This window comes from Streptomyces sp. NPDC085932, assembly GCF_044540525.1.
Lineage (GTDB): Bacteria > Actinomycetota > Actinomycetes > Streptomycetales > Streptomycetaceae > Streptomyces > Streptomyces levis.
Genome location: NZ_JBITSJ010000001.1, coordinates 1,484,696 through 1,509,087, shown reverse-complemented (window position 1 = coordinate 1,509,087; position 24,392 = coordinate 1,484,696). Strand labels below are relative to the sequence as shown.

23 protein-coding genes are annotated in these 24,392 nt (G+C 71.2%); 10 read left to right on the top strand and 13 right to left on the bottom strand.

The annotated features are described in order from the left end of the window. Positions 1-163: 163 nt before the first annotated feature. On the bottom strand, positions 164-349 hold the full coding sequence (locus ACIGAQ_RS06335) for a hypothetical protein (RefSeq protein WP_311684828.1): 186 nt from the start codon (positions 347-349) through the stop codon (positions 164-166). A 100-nt stretch (positions 350-449) separates the two neighbouring features. Beyond that, positions 450-1,610 (bottom strand): ROK family protein, encoded by a 1,161-nt coding sequence (locus tag ACIGAQ_RS06330; RefSeq protein ID WP_399779530.1) that lies wholly within the window; start codon positions 1,608-1,610, stop codon positions 450-452. Positions 1,611-1,773: 163 nt separating this feature from the next. On the opposite strand from ACIGAQ_RS06330, the gene ACIGAQ_RS06325 reads away from it, so the two are divergent. Genes ACIGAQ_RS06325 through ACIGAQ_RS06310 form a run of 4 tightly spaced genes read left to right on the top strand, consistent with a single transcriptional unit; the run spans position 1,774 to position 6,256 of the window. Further along, complete coding sequence (locus tag ACIGAQ_RS06325) at positions 1,774-2,739, top strand: sugar ABC transporter permease (RefSeq protein ID WP_311684824.1); 966 nt, start codon at positions 1,774-1,776, stop codon at positions 2,737-2,739. Positions 2,740-2,758: 19 nt separating this feature from the next. Next, positions 2,759-3,682 carry a carbohydrate ABC transporter permease gene (locus tag ACIGAQ_RS06320; RefSeq protein WP_399779527.1) on the top strand — a complete coding sequence of 308 codons (924 nt, stop codon included), beginning with the start codon at positions 2,759-2,761 and terminating at the stop codon, positions 3,680-3,682. A 10-nt stretch (positions 3,683-3,692) separates the two neighbouring features. After that, positions 3,693-5,042 carry an ABC transporter substrate-binding protein gene (locus tag ACIGAQ_RS06315; RefSeq protein ID WP_399779525.1) on the top strand — a complete coding sequence of 450 codons (1,350 nt, stop codon included), beginning with the start codon at positions 3,693-3,695 and terminating at the stop codon, positions 5,040-5,042. Positions 5,043-5,056: 14 nt separating this feature from the next. Next, positions 5,057-6,256 carry a Gfo/Idh/MocA family protein gene (locus tag ACIGAQ_RS06310; RefSeq protein WP_399780695.1) on the top strand — a complete coding sequence of 400 codons (1,200 nt, stop codon included), beginning with the start codon at positions 5,057-5,059 and terminating at the stop codon, positions 6,254-6,256. Positions 6,257-6,288: 32 nt separating this feature from the next. On the opposite strand, the gene ACIGAQ_RS06305 is transcribed toward ACIGAQ_RS06310, so the two are convergent. The 4 genes from ACIGAQ_RS06305 to ACIGAQ_RS06290 all read right to left on the bottom strand — a co-directional run bounded on the left by ACIGAQ_RS06305 (position 6,289) and on the right by ACIGAQ_RS06290 (position 9,886). Then, a complete protein-coding gene (locus ACIGAQ_RS06305; protein WP_311684818.1) occupies positions 6,289-6,984 on the bottom strand; it encodes a L,D-transpeptidase in 696 nt (231 codons plus the stop codon). Between the two features lie 182 nt (positions 6,985-7,166). Next, complete coding sequence (locus ACIGAQ_RS06300) at positions 7,167-8,081, bottom strand: SDR family oxidoreductase (protein ID WP_311684816.1); 915 nt, start codon at positions 8,079-8,081, stop codon at positions 7,167-7,169. A gap of 90 nt (positions 8,082-8,171) precedes the next feature. Then, entirely contained in the window at positions 8,172-8,801 is a 630-nt protein-coding gene (locus tag ACIGAQ_RS06295; RefSeq protein ID WP_399779523.1) for an MBL fold metallo-hydrolase, read from the bottom strand. Then, entirely contained in the window at positions 8,801-9,886 is a 1,086-nt protein-coding gene (locus tag ACIGAQ_RS06290) for an S-(hydroxymethyl)mycothiol dehydrogenase (protein WP_362287221.1), read from the bottom strand. Before ACIGAQ_RS06290 ends, ACIGAQ_RS06295 begins: the two co-directional genes overlap by 1 nt. 160 nt (positions 9,887-10,046) lie before the next feature. On the opposite strand from ACIGAQ_RS06290, the gene ACIGAQ_RS06285 reads away from it, so the two are divergent. Beyond that, a complete protein-coding gene (locus tag ACIGAQ_RS06285) occupies positions 10,047-11,801 on the top strand; it encodes an ABC transporter ATP-binding protein (RefSeq protein ID WP_311684810.1) in 1,755 nt (584 codons plus the stop codon). Positions 11,802-11,858: 57 nt separating this feature from the next. Here the strand turns inward: ACIGAQ_RS06285 and ACIGAQ_RS06280 are convergent, their stop codons facing one another. Next, the gene (locus tag ACIGAQ_RS06280) at positions 11,859-12,146 is read right to left on the bottom strand and encodes a hypothetical protein (RefSeq protein ID WP_362287224.1); all 288 of its coding nucleotides are present in this window, start codon (positions 12,144-12,146) and stop codon (positions 11,859-11,861) included. Between the two features lie 140 nt (positions 12,147-12,286). Here ACIGAQ_RS06280 and ACIGAQ_RS06275 point away from each other — a divergent pair, with 140 nt between their 5' ends. Further along, positions 12,287-12,652 carry a nuclear transport factor 2 family protein gene (locus ACIGAQ_RS06275; protein ID WP_311684806.1) on the top strand — a complete coding sequence of 122 codons (366 nt, stop codon included), beginning with the start codon at positions 12,287-12,289 and terminating at the stop codon, positions 12,650-12,652. A gap of 34 nt (positions 12,653-12,686) precedes the next feature. Here ACIGAQ_RS06275 and ACIGAQ_RS06270 read toward each other — a convergent pair whose 3' ends face one another. Together ACIGAQ_RS06270 and ACIGAQ_RS06265 are read right to left on the bottom strand one after the other, a co-directional pair. Next, on the bottom strand, positions 12,687-13,766 hold the full coding sequence (locus ACIGAQ_RS06270; RefSeq protein WP_399779521.1) for a CU044_5270 family protein: 1,080 nt from the start codon (positions 13,764-13,766) through the stop codon (positions 12,687-12,689). Further along, complete coding sequence (locus ACIGAQ_RS06265; protein ID WP_362287229.1) at positions 13,759-14,319, bottom strand: sigma-70 family RNA polymerase sigma factor; 561 nt, start codon at positions 14,317-14,319, stop codon at positions 13,759-13,761. The genes ACIGAQ_RS06270 and ACIGAQ_RS06265 overlap by 8 nt, the downstream gene beginning before the upstream one ends. Positions 14,320-14,425: 106 nt before the next feature. Between ACIGAQ_RS06265 and ctaD the strand changes: the two genes are divergently transcribed. Then, a complete protein-coding gene (gene ctaD / locus ACIGAQ_RS06260; RefSeq protein ID WP_399779518.1) occupies positions 14,426-16,033 on the top strand; it encodes a cytochrome c oxidase subunit I in 1,608 nt (535 codons plus the stop codon). Then, a complete protein-coding gene (locus tag ACIGAQ_RS06255) occupies positions 16,030-16,380 on the top strand; it encodes a hypothetical protein (protein WP_399779516.1) in 351 nt (116 codons plus the stop codon). Before ctaD ends, ACIGAQ_RS06255 begins: the two co-directional genes overlap by 4 nt. On the opposite strand, the gene ACIGAQ_RS06250 is transcribed toward ACIGAQ_RS06255, so the two are convergent. Further along, positions 16,377-17,258, bottom strand: coding sequence for an NAD(P)-dependent oxidoreductase (locus tag ACIGAQ_RS06250; RefSeq protein ID WP_399779514.1), 882 nt, complete (start codon positions 17,256-17,258; stop codon positions 16,377-16,379). The genes ACIGAQ_RS06255 and ACIGAQ_RS06250 overlap by 4 nt on opposite strands. Before the next feature lie 136 nt (positions 17,259-17,394). Between ACIGAQ_RS06250 and ACIGAQ_RS06245 the strand changes: the two genes are divergently transcribed. Next, complete coding sequence (locus ACIGAQ_RS06245; RefSeq protein ID WP_311684796.1) at positions 17,395-18,384, top strand: helix-turn-helix domain-containing protein; 990 nt, start codon at positions 17,395-17,397, stop codon at positions 18,382-18,384. Positions 18,385-18,403: 19 nt separating this feature from the next. On the opposite strand, the gene ACIGAQ_RS06240 is transcribed toward ACIGAQ_RS06245, so the two are convergent. After that, positions 18,404-19,063: a TetR/AcrR family transcriptional regulator gene (locus tag ACIGAQ_RS06240; RefSeq protein ID WP_399779512.1), complete on the bottom strand. Its 660-nt coding sequence runs from the start codon at positions 19,061-19,063 to the stop codon at positions 18,404-18,406. A 156-nt stretch (positions 19,064-19,219) separates the two neighbouring features. Between ACIGAQ_RS06240 and ACIGAQ_RS06235 the strand changes: the two genes are divergently transcribed. Then, positions 19,220-20,473, top strand: coding sequence for a YncE family protein (locus ACIGAQ_RS06235; RefSeq protein ID WP_399779510.1), 1,254 nt, complete (start codon positions 19,220-19,222; stop codon positions 20,471-20,473). Here ACIGAQ_RS06235 and ACIGAQ_RS06230 read toward each other — a convergent pair. Both ACIGAQ_RS06230 and ACIGAQ_RS06225 read right to left on the bottom strand, forming a co-directional pair. Further along, positions 20,466-22,325, bottom strand: a complete 1,860-nt coding sequence (locus ACIGAQ_RS06230) for a cellulase family glycosylhydrolase (RefSeq protein WP_399779509.1) — start codon at positions 22,323-22,325, stop codon at positions 20,466-20,468. The genes ACIGAQ_RS06235 and ACIGAQ_RS06230 overlap by 8 nt on opposite strands. Before the next feature lie 82 nt (positions 22,326-22,407). Further along, positions 22,408-24,387 (bottom strand): GTP-binding protein, encoded by a 1,980-nt coding sequence (locus ACIGAQ_RS06225; RefSeq protein WP_399779507.1) that lies wholly within the window; start codon positions 24,385-24,387, stop codon positions 22,408-22,410. Between the last annotated feature and the right edge of the window lie 5 nt (positions 24,388-24,392).

Here is a 24,392-nt window from a genome sequence, read left to right as displayed (position 1 = left end):
GAGGAGGCCGCCGGTGATGGGGGCACCGCCCTGCCAGAGCGAGGCCGAGAGCTCGGGGGACGACGATGCCGTGGACGACGGCCGAGGACAGTGCGAGAAGGGCACCCATCGGGTCAGGGGTGCCCGGGGACGAGGGTCCGATGCCTCAGCGGGACCGGGCGGGTCAGGCCGCCGGCGCCGACTGCGGGGCCGCTGCGGCCCACTCCAGGACGAGGCGCTGGTACTCCTCGCGCTGCTCGACGCTCAGTGTCCCGCCCGATCGGCGCCACAGGGCCCGGATCTCCTCGTTGACCTCGTCAGCCGATCGCTCGGAAGAGGGTTCAACAGTGGTGGACATGGTGTGAAGCATACGTCTCCGCAGGTGAAGACGATGTGAGTAATCACGAGCCAAAGGGACATTACGGACAGTGTTGCTGATCACGTCCATGTCCCGGTAAACGTGAGCCTGTTCACGCTTCGGCCGATCCCAGGACCAGCACCTTGATGGCCAACACGGCAGCGCCACGCGCCCAGTCGTGGAAGTCGGACACCTTCGTCTCCAGGTCGACCGGAGCGGCCAGCGGGTGACGGTGGTCACGGACCGTCTCCTCGACCGTCCTGCCCGCCACGTCCATCAGCCCCACCCCCTCCCCCGCGAGCAGGATCCTCTGCGGCATCACGAAGTTGGAGATCTGCGCGACGAGCGTGCCCAGGGCGCGCGCCGCCTCCTCGACGACCCGGGCGGGCATCGGGTCCCCGGCGGCGGCGAGCGCGAGGATCTCCTCATAGGTCCGGTCGCGGCCGGTGGCGGCCTGGACCTGGTAGCGGATGTTGGGGATGGTCAGCAGCGAGACCGCGCTGCCACGCCGTCCGTCCGGGGTGAGCGGGCCGTTGGGGTCGACGATCCAGTGGCGTCCGAAGCCGCGGTCCTCCTCGGCGAAGGGCACCCGCTTTCCGCCCAGCACGAGTCCGTAGCCGAGGCCGGCGCCGATGGTGAGGACGACGAAGCGGTCCAGGCCCCGCCCGGCCCCGAACCAGGTCTCGGCCTCGACCAGGGCCGCGACGTCGTTCTCGACGACGACGGGGAGCCCCGTGCGCCGCCGGACGAGCTCGGCGAGGGGCACGTCCCGCCACAGCAGGAAGGGCGACTCCCCCACCACGGCCCGGTCCTGCACGAAGCCGCCGACGCCGATGCCGATGCCGGCGAGCCCCGGATGCGCCGCGGCCAGGTCGGCCGTCATCGCGGCGAGCAGGTCGGCGACCTCGGCGGGATCGTGGGTGGTCAGCGGGCGGTCGCGGCGGGCCACGATGTGGCTGCGCAGGGTGGTGACCACGCCGTAGACCATGTCCTCGGTGATCTTGAAGCCGAGGAAGAAACCGGAGTCGGCGACGACGTCCAGCGGTTGGGAGGGCCGGCCCTGGCGCGTCTCCGCCGGCACTCCCGCCTCGGGCACCTCGACCAGCAGGCCCGACTCGATCAGCGGCTTGGTCAGCCGGGTCAGGCTGCCGGCCGACAGGCCCAGACGCCGGGCGAGTTCGCTCCGCGACAACGGGCCGTTCACGAGCACCTCGATCGCCACCGAGCGCTCCCCCTGGCTCAGCGGCAGCCAGCCGGCGGCGCCTGCGGTCATGAACGTCACCCTCACTTTTTTTCGCACTGAAACGAACAGGACCACTCTAGGCCGGTGGAGGTTTCTGGGAAAAGATGTTCGCCCTCCTCTTGACGCGGCAATTGTTTCGCACCAAAAGTAAGTCCCGCCAGAGGACGAGCCGCCGCAGCGAGGGAGTCTCCCGATGACCATCGCCTCCAGCAGCCCTCCGTCGCGTCTGCCCACGGGTGACGCGGCAGAGGTCCGCAGCAGAACCCGAACACGACCGGGCGGGGCCGGGGAGGACCGCGGGGACGGGCGGCTGGCCGCGTTGTTCATCGCGCCGGCGCTCCTCGGCTTCCTGGTCTTCCTGCTCTGGCCGACCCTGCGGGGCGTCTATCTGAGCTTCACCCGCTACAACCTGCTGACACCCGCGGAGTGGGTGGGCCTGGACAACTACGTCCGCATGGTCAACGACCCGATCTTCTGGAACTCCCTGTGGGTCACCGTCGAGTACGTCGTCATCAACATCGGCGTCCAGACGGTCGCGGCGCTCGCCATCGCCGTGCTCCTCCAGCGGCTGACGCAGTCGGCGATGCTGCGGGGCATCGTGCTCACGCCCTACCTGATGTCGAACGTCGTGGCCGGTCTGGTCTGGCTGTGGATCCTGGACACCCAGCTGGGCATCGGCAACGAGATCATCGGCGCCGTCGGCGTCGACCGGATCCCGTTCCTCGCCGACGAGACCTGGGCGATCCCGACGATCGCGCTGATCAACGTGTGGCGGCACGTCGGGTACACCGCGCTGCTGCTCTTCGCGGGTCTGCAGGCCATCCCGAACGACATGTACGAGGCGGCCCGGGTGGACGGCGCGAGCGAGTGGCGGATGTTCCGGCGGATCACCATGCCGCTGCTGCGGCCGGTCCTCGCGGTCGTGCTGATCATGACGGTGATCGGCTCGTTCCAGGTGTTCGACACCGTCGCGGTGACCACCGCGGGCGGGCCGGCGAACGCGACCAACGTCCTGCAGTACTACATCTACGGCTCGGCGTTCGGCCGCTTCCAGTTCGGCTACGCCTCGGCCATGTCCGTCGCCCTGCTGGTCGTGCTGAGCGCGATCACCGTCCTCCAGTACCGGCTCACGCGGGCCGGCCGGACCGACCTCGGCTGACGGAAGGGAGACACCGGCCATGACCGCCGTGACGACAACGACACCGGCGCGGGTGCGACCGGCCCGACGCGCCTTCTCCTTCGGGCGGGCCGTCGCCTGGACCGTGATGGGGCTGATCGTCCTCATCACCCTGCTGCCGTTCTACTGGATCCTGCGCACCGCGCTCTCCACCAACGCGGGCCTCGGCGCGGACCCGACCGACCCGCTGCCGGTGGACCTCACCCTCAGCGGCTTCGAGCGGGCCCTGGGCCTGCAGTCCGCCGAGGAGGCGATCGCGCAGGGCGGCGCGGGCGGCGGGCTGGACTTCTGGCGCTACCTGCTCAACTCCGTGCTCGTCTCGACCCTGATCACCGGCTGCCAGATCTTCTTCTCCGCGATGGCCGCCTACGCCTTCTCGCGGCTGCGCTGGCGGGGACGGGACGCGGTGTTCGGGCTGTTCCTGGCCGGGATGATGGTGCCGGCCATCTTCACGCTGCTGCCGAACTTCGTCCTCATCAAGCAACTGCATCTGGTGGACACGCTCCTGGGCATCGCCCTGCCGACGATGTTCATGACCCCGTTCGCGGTGTTCTTCCTGCGTCAGTTCTTCATGAACATCCCCAAGGAGGTGGAGGAGGCCGCACTGCTCGACGGCGCCGGGAAGGTCAGGATCTTCTTCCGCGTGGTGCTGCCGATGGCCTCCACCCCGCTCGTGACGCTGGGCGTGCTGACGTACATCACGTCCTGGAACGACTACTTCTGGCCGCTGATGGTCTCCTACAGCGACAGCTCCCGCGTCCTGACCGTCGCACTGGCCATCTTCCGGGCGCAGACCCCGGCGACCGGCGTCGACTGGTCCGGGCTCATGGCCGCGACGCTCATCGCCGCGCTGCCGATGCTGGTGCTGTTCGCCTGCTTCGCCCGGCGCATCGTCGGCTCCATCGGCTTCACCGGGATCAAGTAAGGGGACTGTGATGCGAATTCGTCTGCGTACGCTCGTCGCGGCGGCCGGAGCGCTGGCGCTGTCCCTGGTCAGCGGATGCGCGCAGGGAGGCGCCGCCGGATCCTCCCCGAACACGGTCACCTACTGGCTGTGGGACGCCAACCAGCTGCCCGCCTACCAGGCCTGCGCCAAGGGGTTCGAGAAGGAGAACCCCGGACTGAAGGTGAGGATCACGCAGTTGGGCTGGTCCGACTACTGGACCAAGCTCACGGCCGGTTTCATCGCGGGGACCCAGCCGGACGTGTTCACCGACCACATCCAGAACTTCGGCCAGTACGCCGATCTGCGGGTCCTCGAACCGCTCGACGACCTCGGCATCGAGGACTCCGACTACCAGCCGGGCCTCGCCGCCAACTGGGTCGGCAGGGACGGCCACCGTTACGGCGCGCCCAAGGACTGGGACACCGTCGCGCTGTTCTACGACGCGAGGATGGCGAAGGACGCCGGTCTCACCGCCGGGGAGCTCAACAGCCTGTCGTGGAACCCGCGGGACGGCGGCACCTTCGAGAAGGCCATCGCCCGCCTGACGATCGACCGCAACGGCAAGCGGGGCGACGAGCCGGGCTTCGACCGGAACAACGTCAGGGTGTACGGGCTGGCCACCAACGGCGGCGGCTTCGGTGACGGCCAGACCCAGTGGAGCCCCTTCACCGCCTCCGCCGGCTGGAGCTACCTGGACAAGCCGCGCTGGGGCACGAAGTACCAGTACGACAGCAAGACCTTCCAGTCGGTCATCCGGTGGTACTTCGGTCTGGCGAAGAAGGGCTACATGCCTCCGCTGTCCGACTACAACGTCCAGTCCAACCAGGCCAACACGCAGGTCGCCGCGGGCAAGGCCGCCACCGCCTTCGACGGGGCCTGGATGATCTCCACGTACGCCGGTTTCAAGGGCAGGGACATCAAGACGGCCGTGACACCGGTCGGCCCCACCGGAAAGCGGGCCACCATGATGAACGGCCTCGCCGACTCCGTCACCAGGGCGTCCAAGAACAAGGCGGGCGCCAAGAAGTGGGTGGCGTACCTGGCCTCGGACGAGTGCCAGAGGGTCGTCGGCGGTTACGGCGTGGTCTTCCCCGCCACCAGGGCCGGGACCGAGGCCGCCGTCGCCGCGTACCGGAAGAAGGGCATCGACGTCTCGTCGTTCACCGAGCCGGTGGCCGACAAGAAGAACTTCCGGACCTTCTCCTATCCGATCGCCAGCTACTCGGCGGACGTGACGGCGCTCATGACCCCTGCCATGGAGGACATCTACGGCAACGGCAAGCCCGTGAGCAGCCTCGACGAGACCAACGACCAGATCAACCTCATCCTCTCCCAGTGAAGGGCACGCGTTCCATGACGTTCTCCCTCGGCATCGTCGGCGCCGGACAGTTCTCGGGCCAGTTCGCCACGCTGTTCCAGGCCCATCCCGGCGTCAGCGCCGTCCACGTCACCGACCTGCTGCCCGAGCGGGCCGAACGGCTCGCCGCCGCGCAGTCGCTGGCCGGCACCTTCCCGTCCTACCAGGCCATGCTGGAGTCGGAGGACGTCGACGCGGTCGCGATCTTCACGCAGCGGTGGACGCACGGGCCGCTGGTGCTCCAGGGGCTCAACGCCGGCAAGCACGTGTACTCGGCGGTCCCGATGGCGATCAGCACGGAGGAGATCGCGGCGATCATCGACGCGGTCAAGGCCACCGGGCTGACCTACATGATGGGCGAGACCAGCGAGTACAACCCGGCCACCGTGCACGCACGCAACCAGATCGCCGAGGGCGCCTTCGGGCGGCTCTTCTACGCCGAGGGCGACTACGTCCACGACATGGACCTCGGCTTCTACGAGGCCTATCAGTACAGCGGCGGCGAGAACTGGAAGGCGACCGCCAGCTACCCGCCGCTGCTGTACCCGACGCACGCGGTCGGCGGGGTGCTGGGCGCCTGGCGGACGCACGCGGTCAGCGTCTCGGCGATCGGGGTCGTCGACGACCGGGGCGACGGCGTCTTCGACAAGGAGATCAGCCAGTTCGGCAACGACTTCTCCAACGCCACCGCGCTGTTCGAGGTGGCGGGCGGCGGCTCGTTCCGCACGAACGAGTTCCGGCGGGTCGGCTACCCCTCGCACATACGGGAGTCGCGTTTCCGGTTCTTCGGCACCGAGGCGAGCATGGAGCAACTCGCCACGGTCGCCCTGTGGCAGGACAAGCAGGGGGTGAAGGACATCAGCGAACTGCTGGAGCCCAAGCCCACCATGTCCCCCGACGACCCCTCCCTGCAGCACATCGCGCCGGAGCTGCGGGCCGCCTTCACCTCCGGGTCGGCACCCGTGCACGACCGCGGGCGCCTGCCGAGGGAGTTCGACCACCTCCACAACGGCCACGAGGGCAGCCACCACTTCCTGGTGGACGACTTCGTGACCGCCGTCAACGAGCGCACCCTGCCGTCGGTGAACGCCTGGGTGGCCGCCCGCTACACCCTGCCGGGCATCGTCGCGCACGAGTCGGCGCGGCAGGGCGGTGTGCGGCTGGAGGTCCCGGACTTCGGGGACGCACCGCGGTAGGGCCGGGTCCGGGGCGGGCCGGGTGCCCGGTATCAGGTGCCCGGCTTGCGGCCGTAGACGAAGACGTCGTCGCCCTTCTTCAGCATGGACCAGTACTTCTTGGCGTCGGTCTTGGTCATGTTGACGCAGCCGCGCGAGCCCGGCGGGTTCCACATGCTGACGTTCGCCTGGTGGAAGGCCTGGCCGCCGTCGAAGAACTGGGCGTAGGGCATCGGCACGTCGTAGATGGACGAGACGTGGTCGATGTTGCGCCAGTAGATCTTCTTCAGGCCGGTGCGGGTCTCGTCGCCGTTGCGGCCGGTGCGGACCGGGACGGGGCCGTAGACGAGCTTCTTGCCGTCCTGGATCCAGCTCAGCTGGAGCGTGAGGTTCACACAGGCGATCCGGCCCTTGTTCACCGGGCACTTGCCGTCCTTGTTGGGGTTCTTGCCGACGGCCTTCTGCTTCTGCATCAGGTCCATCACGCCCCAGGTGACGGATCCGGCGTAGCCGATGTTCGGAGTGATGCCGTGCTTGGTCTGGAAGGCCTTGATGGCCTTGCAGTCGGCGGCGGACTGCTTGCCGTCGACCGGACGGCCCAGGAACTTCTCCACCTGCTTCTGGTACGGGCCGGTCTGCGTGGTGCAGCTCGCCGCGGCGGCCGGCGTGGCGCCGAGCGCGAGCGTGAGCGGCGCCACCAGCGCGGTGACCCCCAGTACGACGGCACCCCGTCTGCGTACGTCCCCCATGGCTTGTCATGCCCCTTCACGTCAGTGGTCTGCGATGTCTGCCAGCTAGACGGCCGTGAGGGGGCTCCGGTTGTGCGCCCGGCGGGGATGCGACGGAACGGTGACATTCCCCACCGGCGCATGACAGTTGGACGACTACATAAAGGGCATCTCGGACACGGGTCGTTCCGGAGACGTCCCCGTCAGCGGTAACCGGTCGTGTCGGCCGGCTTGCCCGGGTCCTGGACCTCGACCAGGTAGCGCCAGGCGTCCGGGCGGCTGCCGTCGAGGTCCGTGAAGCCGTACACCTGGGCCAGGCCGCCGCTGGAGAGGGAGGTGCCGTTGAAGCGGGCCACGTCCGGGTCGGCGGCCAGCGCGGTCACCGCCCGGCCGACGTAGCGCGGGGTCTCCGAGATGGCGAAGTGGGGGACGCGTTCCAGGGCGTCGCGCCAGTTGTCCTCCCGCACCCCGTAGGTGTCGAGCATCAGCTCCGAGCGCAGCCAGCCGGGGGTGAGGGCGACGGCGGTGGCGCCGTGCGGGCCGAGCTCGTGGCCGAGGGCGAAGGCCATGCGCAGGACGGCGCTCTTGGCGAGGTCGTAGAAGAAGTTCACGCGGTAGTGGTCGCCGTTGTAGTCGGCGGTGCCGTCGGTGACCTCGACGACCAGGCCGCCGGGGTTGCGCAGCAGCAGGGGCAGGGCGTGGTGGCTGGTGATGACGTGCGTCTCGACGGCGAGGCGCAGCAGGCGCAGGCCGTTGTCCAGGTCGTGCTCCCACAGCGGGCTGTCCCACTCGAAGAGTTTCTCGCCGCCCCAGATGTCGTTGACGAGGACGTCGAGGCGGCCCTGCTCGTCCGCGATGCGGTCGACCAGGGCGCGCACCTGCGCCGGGTCGAGATGGTCGGTGGGCACCGCGATGCCCCGGCCGCCTGCCTCGGTGACCAGGTCGGCGGTGTCCTCGACGGTCTCCGGCCGGTCGTACTCCGAGCGGCGTTCGCGCGTGGTGCGGCCGGTGACGTAGACCGTGGCGCCGGCCGCGCCCAGTTCGACGGCGATGCCCCGTCCGGCGCCCCGGGTCGCCCCCGCGACCAGTGCGACCTTGTCCTTGAGCGGAGCTGACATGTCCGGCCTCCCGTGTCCTCGACTGTGTGCCGGTCTCAGGGTGACGGGTAAGCCGGACATCCTCTGTCGCCTTTTGCGGGCGACACGCGGTCAGTGGCCCCGGGTGATCCACTCTTGGAGGTGCGGGGCCTCCGCGCCGATGGTGGTGGAGTCACCGTGGCCGGTGCGCACGACGGTCTCCGGCGGCAGGCCGAGCAGCCGGTCGCGGATCGAGTCGATGATCGTCGGGAAGTGCGAGAAGGACCGGCCGGTGGCGCCCGGGCCGCCCTGGAAGAGCGTGTCGCCGGTGAAGACGGTGCCGAGGCCCGGGTCGTACAGGCACACCGCGCCCGGCGCGTGCCCCGGGGTGTGGATCACCCTGAGGTCGGCGCCGCCGGCCTCGATGACCTGGCCGTCGACCAGCCAGGCGTCGGGCTCGCGGTCGGGGTGGGTCTGCTTCCACAGCGGCAGGTCGTCGTGGTGCAGCCAGACGGTGGCGCCGGTGCGCTCGGCGAGGGCGGGGGCGGCGTCGATGTGGTCGTTGTGGGCGTGCGTGCACACGATGGCCGTCAGGCGTCGGTCGCCGACGGCCTCGGCGATGGCGTCGGCGTCGTGGGCGGCGTCGATGACGATCGCCTCGTGGTCGTCGCCGACGATCCACACGTTGTTGTCGACGTCCCAGGTGCCGCCGTCGAGGGTGAACTGCCCGAAGGTGACGAGGTGTTCGACGCGCGTGGTCATCAGAGCACCACCACCGAACGCAGCACGTCCCCGTGGTGCATCCGCTCGAACGCCTTCTCCACCTCGTCCAGACCGATGGTCTCGGTGACGAACGCGCCGAGGTCCAGGCGTCCTTGCAGGTGCAGGTCGATCAGCATGGGGAAGTCCCGGGAAGGCAGGCAGTCGCCGTACCAGGACGACTTCAGGGATCCGCCGCGGCCGAAGACGTCCAGCAGGGGCAGTTCCAGCTTCATCTCGGGGGTGGGCACGCCGACGAGGACGACCGTGCCGGCCAGGTCGCGGGCGTAGAAGGCCTGCTTGTAGGTCTCGGGGCGGCCGACCGCCTCGATGACGACGTCGGCGCCGAACCCGCCGGTCAGCTCCCGAATGGCCTCGACGGGGTCGGTCTCGCGGGAGTTGACCGTGTGGGTGGCGCCCATGGAGCGGGCGGTCTCCAGCTTGCGGTCGTCGATGTCGACGGCGATGATCGTCCCCGCTCCGGCCAGGTGCGAGCCGGCGATGGCCGCGTCGCCGACCCCACCGCAGCCGATGACGGCGACCGAGTCGCCCCGGCCGACGTTGCCGGTGTTGATGGCGGCGCCGATACCGGCCATCACGCCGCAGCCGAGCAGCCCGGCCACCTGCGGGGCCACGGCCGGGTCGACCTTGGTGCACTGCCCGGCGGCGACCAGCGTCTTCTCGGCGAAGGCGCCGATGCCGAGCGCCGGGGACAGCTCGGTGCCGTCGGTGAGGGTCATCTTCTGCCGCGCGTTGTGCGTGTCGAAGCAGTACCAGGGCCGGCCGCGCAGACAGGCGCGGCACTTGCCGCACACCGCGCGCCAGTTGAGGATCACGAAGTCACCGGGCTCGACGTCGCTCACGCCCTCGCCGACGGCCTCGACCACGCCCGCGGCCTCGTGGCCGAGCAGGAACGGGAAGTCGTCGTTGATGCCGCCCTGCTTGTAGTGCAGATCGGTGTGGCACACGCCGCAGGCCTGGACGCGCACGACCGCCTCGCCCGGTCCGGGGTCCGGCACCACGATGGTCTCGATCCGCACCGGCTCGTCCTTGCCGGGTGCGATCACACCGCGTACTTCCTGCGCCATGCGCTGACTCCTTCGTCGGCCGGGTCCGTCCCTCCCGACCCTACGCGCGACCGATCGGTAACAGGCACGGATCGGCCACCTGCCTCTCCGGGAAAAGGGCAGGCCGCACGGGCCGGCACGGACGTAGCCTGAACGCTGAGCCGGACGCCGAAGGAGCGACGTGAGCATCGCAGAGACCGACACCGCCCCACCTCCCTGGCGGCTGCTCCTCGGCTACGTCCGGCCGCACCGCCGGGCGCTGGTCGTCGGCGCCGTGCTCTCGCTGGTCACCGGGGCGACCGGGCTGCTGCTGCCGCTCGTGGCGCAGGGCCTGATCGACGACCTGGCGCACGAGCGGGCCATCACCGGCGCGCTGCTGGCCATGTCCGGCCTGGTGGTCGCCAACGCGGCGGTGGGCGCGCTGGGTTCGTACGTGCTGCAGCGGACCGCCGAGTCGGTGGTGCTCGGCGCGCGGCGCGCCCTGTCGTCGTATCTGCTGCGGCTGCGGGTCCCGGCGGTGGACCGCAGCGAGCCCGGGGACCTGATGGCCCGCATCACCTCCGACACGACCCTGCTGCGCGCGGTCACCACCGACTCCCTCGTCGGCCTGGGCACGGGCGGGCTCACGCTCGTCGCGACGGTGGTGATGATGGGCCTGGTGGACGCCGTGCTGCTGGGCGTGACCCTGGCGGTGATCCTGGGCGCGGGCGTGGTCCTCGGCGTGATCGTGCCGCGCATCAACAAGGCGAGCCGGCAGGCGCAGGACGCGGTGGGCGTCATGGGTGCCTCGCTGGAGCGGATCCTCGGCGCGCTGCGCACCGTGAAGGCGTCCGGCGCGGAGCACCGCGAGGAGATCACGCTGCACGAGGCGGCGCAGGAGTCGTGGCGGCAGAGCGTGCGGGCCGCCAAGTGGTCGGCGGCCGCGGGCAACACGGCCGGGCTGGCCATGCAGATCGCCTTCATCACCGTGCTCGCGGTGGGCGGTGCGCGCGTCGCGACCGGCGCCGTCGACGTGGGCACCCTGGTGGCGTTCCTGCTGTACGTGTTCTACCTGATGTCGCCGATACAGCAGGTCGTCGGGGCCATCACGCAGTACCAGACGGGTGCCGCGGCGCTCACCCGCATCCAGGAGGCGTTGGGCCTGCCGGCCGAGCCGGCCGCCGCGCCCGCGCCGCTGCCCTCCCCCGGCACGGAGCCCGCCGCCGTCGCCTTCGACGACGTGCGCTTCCGCTACGCCGACGACCTGCCCTACGTCCACCACGGCGTGACGTTCACCGTCCCCGCGCAGGGCATGACCGCGTTCGTGGGCCCGTCCGGCGCCGGCAAGACCACCGTGTTCTCGCTGATCGAGCGGTTCTACGACCCCGACTCGGGGGTGATCACGCTCGACGGCCGGGACCTCGCCGACTGGGAGCTGCCCCGGCTGCGCGCCGCCATCGGTTACGTGGAGCAGGACGCGCCGGTCCTGTCGGGCTCCCTGCGGGACAACCTGCTGCTGGGCCGGCCGGACGCGGACGAGGACGCCCTCGCCCGGGTGCTGAAGACGACCCGTCTCGACGGGCTGGTCGCCCGGCTGCCGGACGGCCTCGACACGCTCGTCGGGCACCGCGGCACCAAGCTGTCGGGCGGTGAGCGGCAGCGCGTCGCCATCGCCCGGGCCCTGCTGCGGCGGCCCCGGCTGCTGCTGCTCGACGAGGCGACCTCGCAGCTGGACGCGGTGAACGAGGCGGCGCTGCGCGACACCGTCGCGGACGTGGCCCGCACGACGACGGTCCTGGTGGTCGCGCACCGGCTGTCCACGGTGACGATGGCCGACCGGATCGTGGTGATGGACGCGGGCCGGGTCCGGGCCGTGGGCACGCACCGGGAGCTGGTGACGGCCGACCCGCTCTACGCTGAGCTGGCGGCGACGCAGTTCCTGGCCGCCGCGGACTGAGTCCGGGCGCGGGTGAGGGCCGCCCGGAGCCGGGCGGCCCTCACGCGGGCGCGGTCGTCAGCGGATGTTCGGAACGAAGCCGAAGACCGGGGAGACCAGGCCGACGACCTGGTTCAGCTGGTCGAGGTCGTTGAGGCGGTTGAGCCCGGCCAGCTGCGAGGAGGGCCGCGGGATCTCGTCCTTGTGCTCGGCGGGGATGTCGCTCACGGTCAGCGAGTCGAGGGCGGCCATCGGGCTGAGCGGGCTCTTCGCCCCGGCGTCGGCCGCGTGCGCCATCGGCGCGGCGAGGCCGGTGACCCCAGCGGCGAGACCAACGGCGGCGACGATACGTCGTGTTGAGATCATGTATGGGGCAACGCGCCCGGGCCCCCGGCGGACACGGGCGGGCCGCCGCGCTCACCCGTCAGGACCAGCGTCCCCAGCGCTTGCCGGGGCCGCCGGGCGGGAGGAGGCTCGGGAGGAGAGACCCTTCGGAGGAGGTCACCATGGGAACCGCCGCAGACCCCGCCTTCGACAGAGAGACACTCCGCCGTGGCCTGGAAGGGGAGAACCCGGACATCCTCCTCTCCCTCTACGCGGACGACGCCGAGCTGCGGATCGTGGACCGTACGACCCAGCCGAGCCACCCCAAGGTCCTGCACGGCCGGGACGAGATCGGCCGGATGCTGGAGGACGTCTACAGCCGCGACATGTCGCACAAGCTGGAGCGCTGCGTGATCCAGGGCGACGAGGCCGCGTACAGCGAGAGCTGCGAGTACTCCGACGGCGTGCGCGTCCTGTCGGAGTCCATGCTGTCGCTGCGGGACGGCAAGATCGCCGAACAGACCCTGGTGCAGGCCTGGGACGAGTAGGAGGCCCCCCCGGCTCGGTGCGCCCGGGGCGTGATCAGGGCATCCAGGCGCTGTACGCCATGACGGCGCCCCGGTCGGCGCGGTACTCGGGGTCGGGCGCGGTGAGGGTGCTCTCCAGGCCGAGGACGGCACCGGTGGCCGGGTCCATGATCAGCATGCGGCGGACGCCGTGCGCGTCGTCGGTGACGTAGGCCTGACCGTTTCGGCCCAGCCGGTCGGTCACCCGGCCGGCCGGGCGCAGCCCCTCGGTGTCGGCGAGGAGCCGGGCGAGCGCCGCGCTCTCCCGGGCGCCGAGGGTCCAGTGGTCCAGCAGCGTCGCCACGGCGTCCAGCAGCTCGGGCGTGGTCAAGGGGGTGTCGGTGTACTGGGTCTCCGTCAGGTAGGCGCGCAGCCGGTCCGGTGCGCGGGGCGGAGGTGACTGGGGCGGGGCGTCGCTCCAGCTCGGCGGGTAGGTGCGGTCGAGCAGGACGTGGCCGTCGTCGACGAGCCGGGGCGTGCCGTCCTCGTCGGAGAGGACGGGGCGGCCGGGGTGCCGGGGGTCGGTCGCCACGACGAGTTCGGTGTGGCTGCCGTCGGGGCGCCAGCGCACGAGCCGCTCCTCGGCCAGGGTGACCGGCGGATCGTCGTCCGACATGCCGAGGCTCCAGGACTGTACGTGCGTGCCCTTGCGCAGGCGAGGCGCGTCGCGATCCCCGGCCAGGGCCGCCGCGCGCTCGGCCAGCCGGTCCAGCGGCACGGGCGCGGAACCGGTCTCGATCACCAGCGGACGGGGCGCGGCGACCGCGGGCGGACTGCTCGGGCCGCTCACCACGAGGCCGAGCGTCAGGGCGGCGACGAGAGCGGTGGCGAGCAGGCCCCAGACGATCCGGAGCCGCCCGGCGCCCGGCAGCGACGGGACGACCGGACGGCCGGACCAGGACACCGACGGCAGGCGGAGGCGACCGGATCGTGCTTCCTGCCCCTCCCCCGGGCGCCCGGCGGCCCGTTCGTCGGCCCCGGTCAGTAGCCTGGCGAGCCGGTGCTCCGCGCGAGGGTTCAGGGGGCCGTCGCCGAAGCGGTGGTCGTCGGAAGGCACCGGGTCGGCGCTGCGCAGCAGGTCGAGTTCGTCAGCCATGGCCGTGTTCCTTCGGGACGGTCACGCGGGGATGCTCGGTGAGGGCGGGCGCGGGGCGCATACGGTCGATCTCCGCTCTCAGGCGGCGCCGCGCCCGGTGCAGCCGCATGGACGCCGCCCGGCTGCCGCAGCCGAGGGCGACGGCGATCTCCTCGACGCCGAGGTCCTCCCAGGCCGCGAGGCGCAGTACCTCCTGGTCGGCCGGGGAGAGCCGGGCGAGGGCCTCGTGCACCCAGCCGCCGGGCGTGTCGGCCTCGGGGCCCGCCGCGATGTGCCGGCCGTGGGCGGTGTCGTCGTTGCCGAGCCGGTCGACGAGCCGGCGCCGGCGCCCGTGCCCGCGCACCGCGTTGGCCAGGCAGTTGCGCGCCACGCCGTACAGCCAGGGCAGGGGGGTGTCCGGCAGGTCGGCCCGGCGCCGCCAGGCGACCGTGAACACCTCCGCCACCACTTCCTCCACCTCACCGGCCCGCCCGTCCAGTCGCCGTGCGACATAGCGGCTGACCGCCCAGTAGTGCTCGCGGTAGGCAGCGGCGAAGATCTCGTCGTTGCTCATGTCCCGTTCGTGTCCGGCACCTTCCCGATCGTCACACCCGGTTCCCGTGATGCTCGTCGCGCCCCTGAAGTGTGACGTGCGGGCGGGACCGGGACACAGGCGGGGCATGAGGCACCTGAAGTGGCTGACGACCACGGATCACAAGACGATCGGCACGCTGTACCTGGTGACGTCGTTCGCGTTCTTCGTCATCGGTGGCGTGATGGCGCTGTTCATGCGCGCCGAGCTGGCCCGGCCGGGTCTGCAGATCATGTCGAACGAGCAGTTCAACCAGGCGTTCACGATGCACGGCACGATCATGCTGCTGATGTTCGCGACGCCGCTGTTCGCGGGCTTCGCGAACTGGATCATGCCGCTGCAGATCGGCGCGCCGGACGTGGCGTTCCCGCGGCTGAACATGTTCGCCTACTGGCTGTACCTGTTCGGCTCGCTCATCGCGGTGGGCGGTTTCCTCACCCCGCAGGGCGCGGCCGACTTCGGCTGGTTCGCCTACAGCCCGCTGTCGGACGCGGTCCGCTCCCCGGGCATCGGCGCCGACATGTGGATCATGGGTCTGGCCTTCTCCGGCTTCGGCACCATCCTCGGCTCGGTCAACTTCATCACCACGATCATCTGCATGCGCGCACCCGGCATGACGATGTTCCGCATGCCGATCTTCACCTGGAACGTGCTGCTGACCGGTGTGCTGGTCCTGCTGGCCTTCCCGGTCCTGGCCGCGGCCCTGTTCGCGCTGGAGGCGGACCGCAAGTTCGGCGCCCACGTCTTCGACTCCGCCAACGGCGGCGCACTGCTGTGGCAGCACCTGTTCTGGTTCTTCGGCCATCCAGAGGTGTACATCATCGCCCTGCCGTTCTTCGGCATCATCAGTGAGGTCATCCCGGTCTTCTCCCGCAAGCCGATGTTCGGCTACACGGGCCTGATCGGCGCGACCATCGCCATCGCGGGCCTGTCCGTGACCGTGTGGGCCCACCACATGTACGTCACCGGCGGTGTGCTGCTGCCGTTCTTCTCCTTCATGACGTTCCTCATCGCCGTCCCGACCGGTGTGAAGTTCTTCAACTGGATCGGCACGATGTGGAAGGGCTCGCTCTCCTTCGAGACCCCGATGCTCTGGGCCACCGGCTTCCTGATCACGTTCGTGTTCGGCGGCCTGACGGGGGTGCTGCTCGCTTCGCCGCCCCTCGACTTCCACGTCTCGGACTCGTACTTCGTGGTCGCCCACTTCCACTACGTGATCTTCGGAACGGTGGTGTTCGCGATGTTCGCCGGGTTCCACTTCTGGTGGCCGAAGTTCACCGGGAGGATGCTGGACGAGCGCCTGGGCAAGATCACGTTCTGGACGCTGTTCATCGGCTTCCACGGCACGTTCCTGGTGCAGCACTGGCTGGGCGCCCAGGGCATGCAGCGGCGGATCCCCGACTACCTCGCCGCGGAGGGCCTGACGACGCTCAACACACTGTCGAGCGTCTTCTCGTTCCTGCTCGGGATGTCGATGCTGCCGTTCTTCTACAACGTCTGGAAGACGGCCAGGTACGGCGAGCGGGTCACGGCCGACGATCCGTGGGGCTACGGCCGCTCCCTGGAGTGGGCCACCTCCTGCCCGCCGCCCCGCCACAACTTCCTGACCCTGCCCAGGATCCGCAGCGAGTCCCCGGCGTTCGACCTGCACCACGCGCGGGTCGCGGCGGCGGAACGGGAGCTGACGCTGCGATGACCGCGACGGGCGAACCCCCGGTGGATCTGCGGGCGTTCCACAACGAGGTGGCGGGCCATCTGCTCGCCGCCGCGGCGCGTGCGGAGGCCCGTGCCGCCGCCGCCCGGTTCGCCGCCGGTCTGGACTGGTTGCCGGCGGCGGACCGGGCGGAGGTGGAGCGGCGGTTCGCAGCCGAGCACCTCGCTCTCGCCCGGGCCTCCTGGGAGCGGACGGCCCGGCGCGGGGAGGAACTGCGGGGCGAGTACGAGGCGGTGTACCGGAGACTGCGGGCACGGTCGCTGGCCGTCCTGCTGCTCGGGCTCGCGTCGGCGGTGGCGATCGGGTGCACCCTGTCGGCGGTGGGTTAGGTCCTGGATGCCGGACGCAGCACCTCGATGAGGGCGGCGTAGCTGTCCTGACCGTGGCCGGCGGCGCTCGCCTTCTCCATCACGGCCTTCAGCAGGCCGGGCAGGGCGTTGTCGACGCCCCGGGCCGCCGCCGCGTGGAGCAGGTGGTCGACGGCCGCGATCTGCACGTCGACGGTGGCGTCGTCGCCCGGGTAGCGGCCCTCGTCCACCTGCGGCGCGTACCGGGTGAGGAAGCCCGCCACCGCCGTCAGCCAGCGCAGGGCGACGGGGGTGAACGCGGCGGCCGGTGTGCCCTCGGCGCCGACCAGGGCCGTGCCGTGCAGCCAGCCGGTCATGGTGGACCACATCAGGCCGAGCAGGGCGGCGTCGTAGAGGGAGGCGAGGCCCGGGTCGGCGCCGAGGTGCAGGGGATCGCCGAGGGCCGCGAGGGCCGGGCGGTGGGTTTCGAAGACCTTCTCGGCGCCGCTGTAGAGGACCATCATGGCCGGGTCGCCCACGCCGGGCGGGGTGGTCATGATGGCGCCGTCGAGGTAGTCGGCCTCGCGGGAGGCAGCCCATGCGGCGGCTTCCCGGGCCTGCTCGGGGGAGCCGGAGGTGAGGTTGACGAGGGTTCTGCCCCGGAGGGTGTCGGCGGCGGGGTCGACGACCGTGTGCAGTGCCTCGTGGTCCAGGACGCAGGCGATGACCAGCGGGGAGGCGGCGATCGCCTCCCGGGGCGTCGCGGCCGCGCGGGCGCCGCGCTCGGCCAGGGGCCCGGCCTTGCCGGGGGTCCGGTTCCAGACCGTGGTCGGATGTCCCCGGTCCAGCAGCGCGGCGGCCAGGGCCGAGCCCATCTGGCCCAGCCCGAGGACGGTGACGGCCTGCTGTGGTGCGGTCATGCTGCGGCTCCTCGCGTGTGCAGGGGTGTTCGTACGTGCCGTGTGATCACGTGCGTCCACGCTCGCAGGGCGCGAGGACCCGGGACAGTGACAGCGGTGACGGCCTCCACCAAATTCCTGCCATACGCTTCGGGGCATGAGTGCCGGTTCCGTCGCCGTCGTGGTCACCGAGGACATCGGGGTCCCCTCATGGGATCTGTACGAACTGAGCATCCCCTGCACCGTGTTCGGCAAGCCGCAACCCGATCTGGCCGATCCCTGGTACGAGGTGAGGCTGTGCCGGGTCGGGGGCGGGGAGGCGGAGGGGCCCGGGCTGAGTCTGCGCACGCCCTACGGTCTCGACGAGTTGGTCCGCGCCGACACGGTCGTCGTGCCGTCGGTGCCCGACCCGTGCGTCGAGGAGGGCAGGCCGCTGCCGCCGGAGTTGATCGACGCGCTGCGCCGGGCCCATGCGGCGGGCGCGCGGATGGTGTCCCTGTGCACCGGCGCCTTCGCCCTGGCCGAGGCCGGGCTGCTGGACGGGCGGCGCGCGACGGCCCACTGGATGCACACCGCGCAACTGGCCGAGCGTTACCCGAAGGTGGAGGTGGACGCGTCGGTGCTGTACGTGGACGAGGGTGACGTGCTCACCAGCGCCGGGCTCACCGCCGGCCTCGATCTGTGCCTGCACCTGGTGCGGCGCGACCTCGGCGCACATGTCGCCAACCAGCTGGCGCGGCGCATGGTGGTGCCGGCCCACCGGCCGGGCGGGCAGGCGCAGTTCATCGAGCTGTCGGTACCGGCCCGGGACGACGAGGGGCTGGCCCCCGTCCTCGCCTGGGCGCGGGCCCACCTGGACCGGCCGCTGACCGTCGCGGACCTGGCGCGCCGGGCCGCGATGAGCCCGCGGACGTTCTACCGGCGCCTCCAGGCGGCCACCGGCACCACACCGCTGCAGTGGCTCCTGGACCAGCGGCTGGGGCGCGCCCGTTCGCTGCTGGAGTCGACGGACCTGCCCATCGAGAAGGTCGGCGAACTCAGCGGTCTGGGCACGGCCAACAACCTCCGCCACCACTTCCTCAAGCACCTCGGGGTCTCCCCCGGCGCCTACCGGCGGGCCTTTCCCGGGCCGCGGGCGGGCGGGTAGGGGACCGCCCGAATCTGACTCAGCCGCGCGGGTCCCAGCCCGGGGGCCGCAGGATGCCGAGCAGTTGGCGGACCAGTTCGTCGACGACCTCGTCCAGGGTGGCGTCCACCCAGCCGGCGCTCCAGTCGTGCAGCAGGCCGTTGACGCTGCCGATGAAGCCCGTCGCCGCGAGGCGGTAGTCGCGCGGGGCGGCCTCCCCGCGCGCGGCGGCCGCCCCGGCCTCGGCGCAGATGAGGTCGACCCAGCCGGCGCGGCGGGCGAGCCGCTGCTCCTCCAGGCGCGGGCTGACGCCGATGATCTCGACGAACGTGATACGGATCCGGCGCGGATCGGCGGCGAGACTCCCGGCGTAGGCGCGGAAGATCGCGGTGACGCGTTCGGCCAGCGGCAGGTCCGCCGCCCCCGCGGCCGCCTCCAGCACCGCCGCCTCCGCCCAGCCGTTGACCTCCAGGTGCAGGGCGGCGAGCACGTCCTCCAGCGTGCGGAACTCCTCGTAGAACTGACGGGTCGACAGTCCGGCCGCCTCGCTGAGCGCCGCGACGGTGGTGGCGCGGAAGCCGGGGGCGCCGCCGAACAGGTCGAGCGCGGCGTCGAGGAACCGCCGGCGCCGCTCGGCCTGCCGCTCCGCTGCGGTCTTGCCGCCGTAGCGGCCGGTCGGCGCTCTGAGTCTGCCCGGCACCAACTCTCCCTTCCTCGCGCGCGTTCCTCGCGCCCACCGATTTTGTCGTGTACGCGGTCTTGTGGAGAAGGCCACCCCTTCCTTACTTTGCAGTAAGTTGACTCTGAAAGCACGTGTGTTCAGATTCCTCACCCCACCACAGAGGAGGGATCAGCCATGTCCGTCTTCCGACGACGGCACCTGTGCTCCCTGACCGCCGCCCTCGCCCTGACCACCGCCCTGCCCGCGACCGCCGCCGCGGCGCAGCCGGGTTCCTCCGCCGCACTGCGCGAGGTGCTGTTCGTGGGCAACAACTGGGACGGCACCGCCGATGTCATCGAGTCCACCGGCGACTTCGCGAGGATCGGCCGGATCAACGTCGTCCCCGACAAGGACGAGCGGATGGCGGAGATCAACGCCGATCCGATCAGATGGATCGCCTTCATGACGATCCGCAACAGCGTCGGCGAGGGACACGACCAGTTCGTGGACGACATGTACTCCACGCCGGACGGGAAGTCGGTGGTCGTGTCGCGGCCCAGCTTCGCCGACGTCGTCTCCATCGACCTGGCCTCCGGGCGGCTCAACTGGCGCTTCCCGGTGTCCGGTTTCCGCGCCGACCACATGGCCGTCTCCCCCGACGGCGAACGGGTCGCGGTGTCGGCCTCGACCGGCAACGCCGTGCACGTCCTGGACATCGCCACCGGCGAGCAGCTCGGCAAGGCCACCACCGGCGACAAACCGCACGAGAACATCTTCACCAAGGACGGCAAGTACCTCTACAACATGTCGATCGGCGAGGTGAACACGCAGACCGACGCGCCCTGGCTGGACTGGACGAAGGGCGACCGCCGCATCACCGTCATCGACGCGACCACGTACCGGCAGGTCAAGGTCATCGACATGCGAGCGCGCCTGGACGCGATCGGCCTGAAGGACTTCTCCGACGCGGTGCGCCCGGCCGTGTTCTCGCCGGACGAGTCGAAGCTGTACTTCCAGGTGTCGTTCTTCAACGGCTTCTTCGAGTACGACCTGGCCACCGACCGGATCACGCGTACGAAGACCCTGCCGAAGAACCCGGCGACCAGCGACGACCGCACCACCTTCGTCAACGACTCGCGCCACCACGGCCTTTCCATGAGTCCGGACGGAAAGAAGCTGTGCGTGGCCGGGACCATGGACGACTACGCCACGGTCGTCGACCGCGCCACCCTCCAGGAGGGTCCGCTCGTCACCGCCTCCAAGCCCTACTGGGCCACGGTCAGCGGTGACGGCAGGTCCTGCGTGGTCTCCGAGAGCGGCACCGACCAGGTCACGGCCATCGACTTCGCCACCGGCAGGAAGGTCGTGTCCGTACCGGTCGGCGACCACCCGCAGCGCGTCCGGCTCGGCCGGGTGGCCGCCGGCTGGACGAGCCCGTCCGCTAGCTGACCTCCCTCGCCGCCCAGGCCGACAGTTCGGAGCGGGCCGCGGCGAGCAGGTCCGCCGAGGGAGCCGTCGCCCCGTTGGTCACCAGCGCGTAGTGCAGGACCCCGGAGTCCGGCGCGGTGAGCAGCAGGCGGCGGCTTCCCGTGTCGCCGGGCTCCTCGGCCACCCCGACCGCGGTCGTCGCCGTGTACGCCGGCGGTGCGTGGACGGCGGCCAGGTCGGAGACGACCGTGGCGGACGCGGCCGGGAAGCTCGCCGGCAGGTGCAGCTCGGTGGGCGCCGGGCCGCCGTTCGAGCGCCACAGCAGCAGCCCGTACTGGCCCGCCCCCACCAGCCGCCGCACGTTCGGCAGGGAGCTCGGCACCGGGTTCCAGGTCAGGGTCGTCGCACCGTCCCGGGAGCGGTCCTCGTAGGTGAAGCCGACGGTCGTGCCGGCCGTGGCGCTCGGATAGACGCGGTCCAGCAACCGGGCGTCCTGGCGCAGCACCGGCTTGCCCGTGTCGTCCAGGCGGACGGCGGACAGGTCCTCGTCGTTCCAGGCGTCGCCCTCGGTGAGGACCTTGCCGGGGTTGCCGTTCATCGCCTCGTGGTGGCGGCCGTTGTAGATGTCCCACTGCCACTGCGAGCCGGAGAGCACGGGCCCGGAGGCGGCCGGGTCGGACCACCAGTCGGCGCCCTTCATCCGCGAATCGAGGGCCTGGTACATCGCCTTGAGGACGGTCGGCGCCTTGTCGGAGACCGTACCGGCCAGCGGGTGCCCGAACTCGCTGACCACCGCGGCCGTCCGCGCGGCCGCCGCGCGGTCACGGACCGTGCGGAAGTCGCCCGCGTACTGGCCGTCGGCCGCCTTGCCCCACATGAAGACGCCGGAGATGGCCTTCTGGTCGTAGAAGTGGGTGTTGAAGACGTAGCGCGGGCCGAGCGGGCCGGCGTCCAGCAGGCCGCCCTCCTGCTTCTGGAAGTCGAGATTGGCGTTCCAGAAGAGGTTCGGCTCGACGAAGGCGGGCTTGTCGCGCCAGCCGGCCGTGTCCATACGGGCGCGGAACCGCTCGTAGAACGGCCACAGGACGTCCTTCTCCCAGGCGCGGCTGGACTGCCCGGAGTCGTACACGCCGGCGTGCGGCTCGTTGTAGGGGTCGAAGCCGGCCACGCCCTTGAACTGGTCGGCGCTCAGGTGCCGGCGAAGATGCGCCATGGTCTTCTCGGCGGTGGCGAGGAAGGCGTCCTGCACGCCGTGCGCGTTGTGCCAGAAGTCGTACGTGGCGCGCTTCACGGCCTCGTTCTGGGTGATGTTCTGTCCCCAGAACAGGCAGATGCCGCAGGACTCGTCGGGGTAGTTCCCGGCGTCCACCGCCCACCGGGGGGCGCCGTCGCCGGTGTACCAGCTGTCGGCGTCGAACAGGTGGCGGGAGTAGAGGTCCTGGTGGAAGTCGGGGTAGACGCGCAGGCCCGCGTCGAGGAAGGCCTTCATCTGCTCCGTGGCGGCGGACAGATAGGCCGTGTCGACCCGGCCGCGCTCGGGCTCGGCGTACGCCCACGAGAGCAGGAAGCGGACGGTGTTGCCGCCGCCCAGGGCGCGCAGCGCGGTGGCCGACGTGCGGGCGTCGGCGACGGAGGCGAAGGGCAGGCCCTTGTTCTCGGCGAGTTTGGTCTCGCCGGAGACGTTGTAGCCGCGCAGCACGATCTCGCGGCCGTGGACGTCGGTGAAGCGGCCGTCCCGCACGGTGACGGTGGGGTCGTCGAACCAGAGGGAGCCGGACGGGGGCGCGGCGGCGGCGGGCGGGGCACCCGCCACCGACGTCGAGCCGAAGAGGACGGCCAGGACGACCAGGAGACGCGCTCGAATAGTCGGCATGTCCACTACAGTCCGGTGATATCAGGACACCGTCAACACCCCTGACTCCGGAGTAAGTTCACGTCCGTCGACGGCGCCCGCCTCAGCCGCCGGCCCGTCGCGTGACGTTCAGCAGGTATTCCCTCCTGTCCAGGGGGTTGTGGTCGGTGCGCGGACGCTCGGGGACGGTGCCGTGAGTGACCAAAGCATGGCGGGCGAAGGAAGTCTCCAGCTCGCCCTCGCCCCGGGTGAGCCCCGGCAGCCGCTGCTCCAGGGCGTGCACGCGGGCCGCCGGCACGGTGCCCTCCAGGACGCAGAGGCCGTCCCGGGTGCGCGTCGCCTCCGGCACCGCCCCCAGCCCGGCCAGGGCCGGCAGCAGGACGCCCAGGGTGTCGGCCGGGGCCTCCACGCGGAAGCGGTGCAGGGGCTCGTGCACGCGTGTCCCGGCCCGCCGCAGCGCCTCGACGAGCACCAGCGGGGTCACGCCGCGGAAGTCGGCGCCGGTGCTCGACATGCTCTTGTCGAACCCCTGGTGGGCGTGGCTCTGCCGGGGCGAGTAGCCGCTGTGCGTCATGGTGACCACGCAGTCGGGGATCCGCCACCCGTACAGGCCCTGGTCGAGGGTCTCGCGCACGGTGTCCTCGACGGCCTTGAAGAAGGCGTACGGCATGGAGCCGAGCTCCACCTCCAGCCGGAAGGTGACGCCCGAACCGGGCGGCGCGGGCTCCACGCGCAGCCCGACCGTCGCCAGGAACGGGTTCGGCCCCCGCTTGTTGAACTCGACGGCGTGGCCGGTGCCGACGAGGCGTTCGACGCACAGCGGGGTGGTCTCGCGGAAGGTGACGTCGAGACCGTACTCGTCGGCGAGGGTGGCCTGGATGACCTCCTTCTGCACCTCGCCGTAGAGGGAGACCGAGGTCTCCCGCCGGCGTGCGTCGTGGCGCAGACCGATCAGCGGGTCCTGCTCGGCGAGCTGGGTCAGGGCGAGGTGGAGCGCTCCCGGGTGTGTGTCCGGGCCGGGGACGACGACCGTCTCCAGGGTGGGCGGGGCGAAGAAGTGCTCGTAGGCCTTGCGGGGTTCGCCGAGGGCGTCGCCGATCCTGACGTCGCCCAGCCCCCACAGCCGGGCGATCCGCCCGGCGGTGACGGCGTCCGCCCGGGTGTCGGTTCCGTGGCCGAAGACGCTGATCGCGGTGACCCGGCCCTCGGCGCCGTCCGCGCCGAAGGGGATCCGGTCGCGGGCGCGCAGGGTGCCGGAGAACATCCGGGCGTAGGCGATCTTCTCCCCCGCCGGGCCCCGCTCGACCTTGAACACGGTGCCGGAGACCGGCCCGTCCGCGTCCCCCTCGGCCGCCGGCAGCAGTTCTCCGATGCCGGACAGCAGTTCCGCCACACCGGCGCCCGTGGCGGCGGAGCCGAAGTGGACCGGGTGGACCAGGGCCTGCCGGGTCTGTGCGACGAGGGACCGGTGCAGGAGCCCGTCGGTGACCCGGTCGCCGACGTACGCGGCCAGCAGGGCGTCGTCGTGCTCGGTCAGCACGTCGAGGGCGCCGGGCGCACCGGCTCCGGGTCCCGGGGTGAAGCGTGCCGATCGGGTGCCGAGACCGGTGACGGTTCCCATCGGGACGATCGCCGGGGTCAGCCGGGCCGCGATCTCCCGCAGCACCTCCGCATCGCGTGCGCCGCCGCGGTCGATCTTGTTGACGAACAGCAGCGTCGGGATGCGCAGCCGCCGCAGCGTCCGCATCAGCACCCGCGTCTGTGCCTGGACGCCCTCCACCGCGGAGATCACGAGGACGGCGCCGTCCAGCACGCCGAGGACCCGTTCCACCTCGGCGATGAAATCCGGGTGCCCGGGGGTGTCGATGAGGTTGACGGTCACGCCGTCCAGCGGGAAGGAGACGACGGCGGACTTGATGGTGATGCCGCGCCGGCGCTCCAGCGCGAGGGTGTCGGTGCGGGTGTTCCCGTCGTCGACGCTGCCGATCTCGTCGATCACCCCGGCCGAATGGAGCAGCCGCTCGGTCAGGCTGGTCTTACCGGCGTCGACATGGGCGAGAATCCCGAGGTTGAGCACGTGCACGAAGC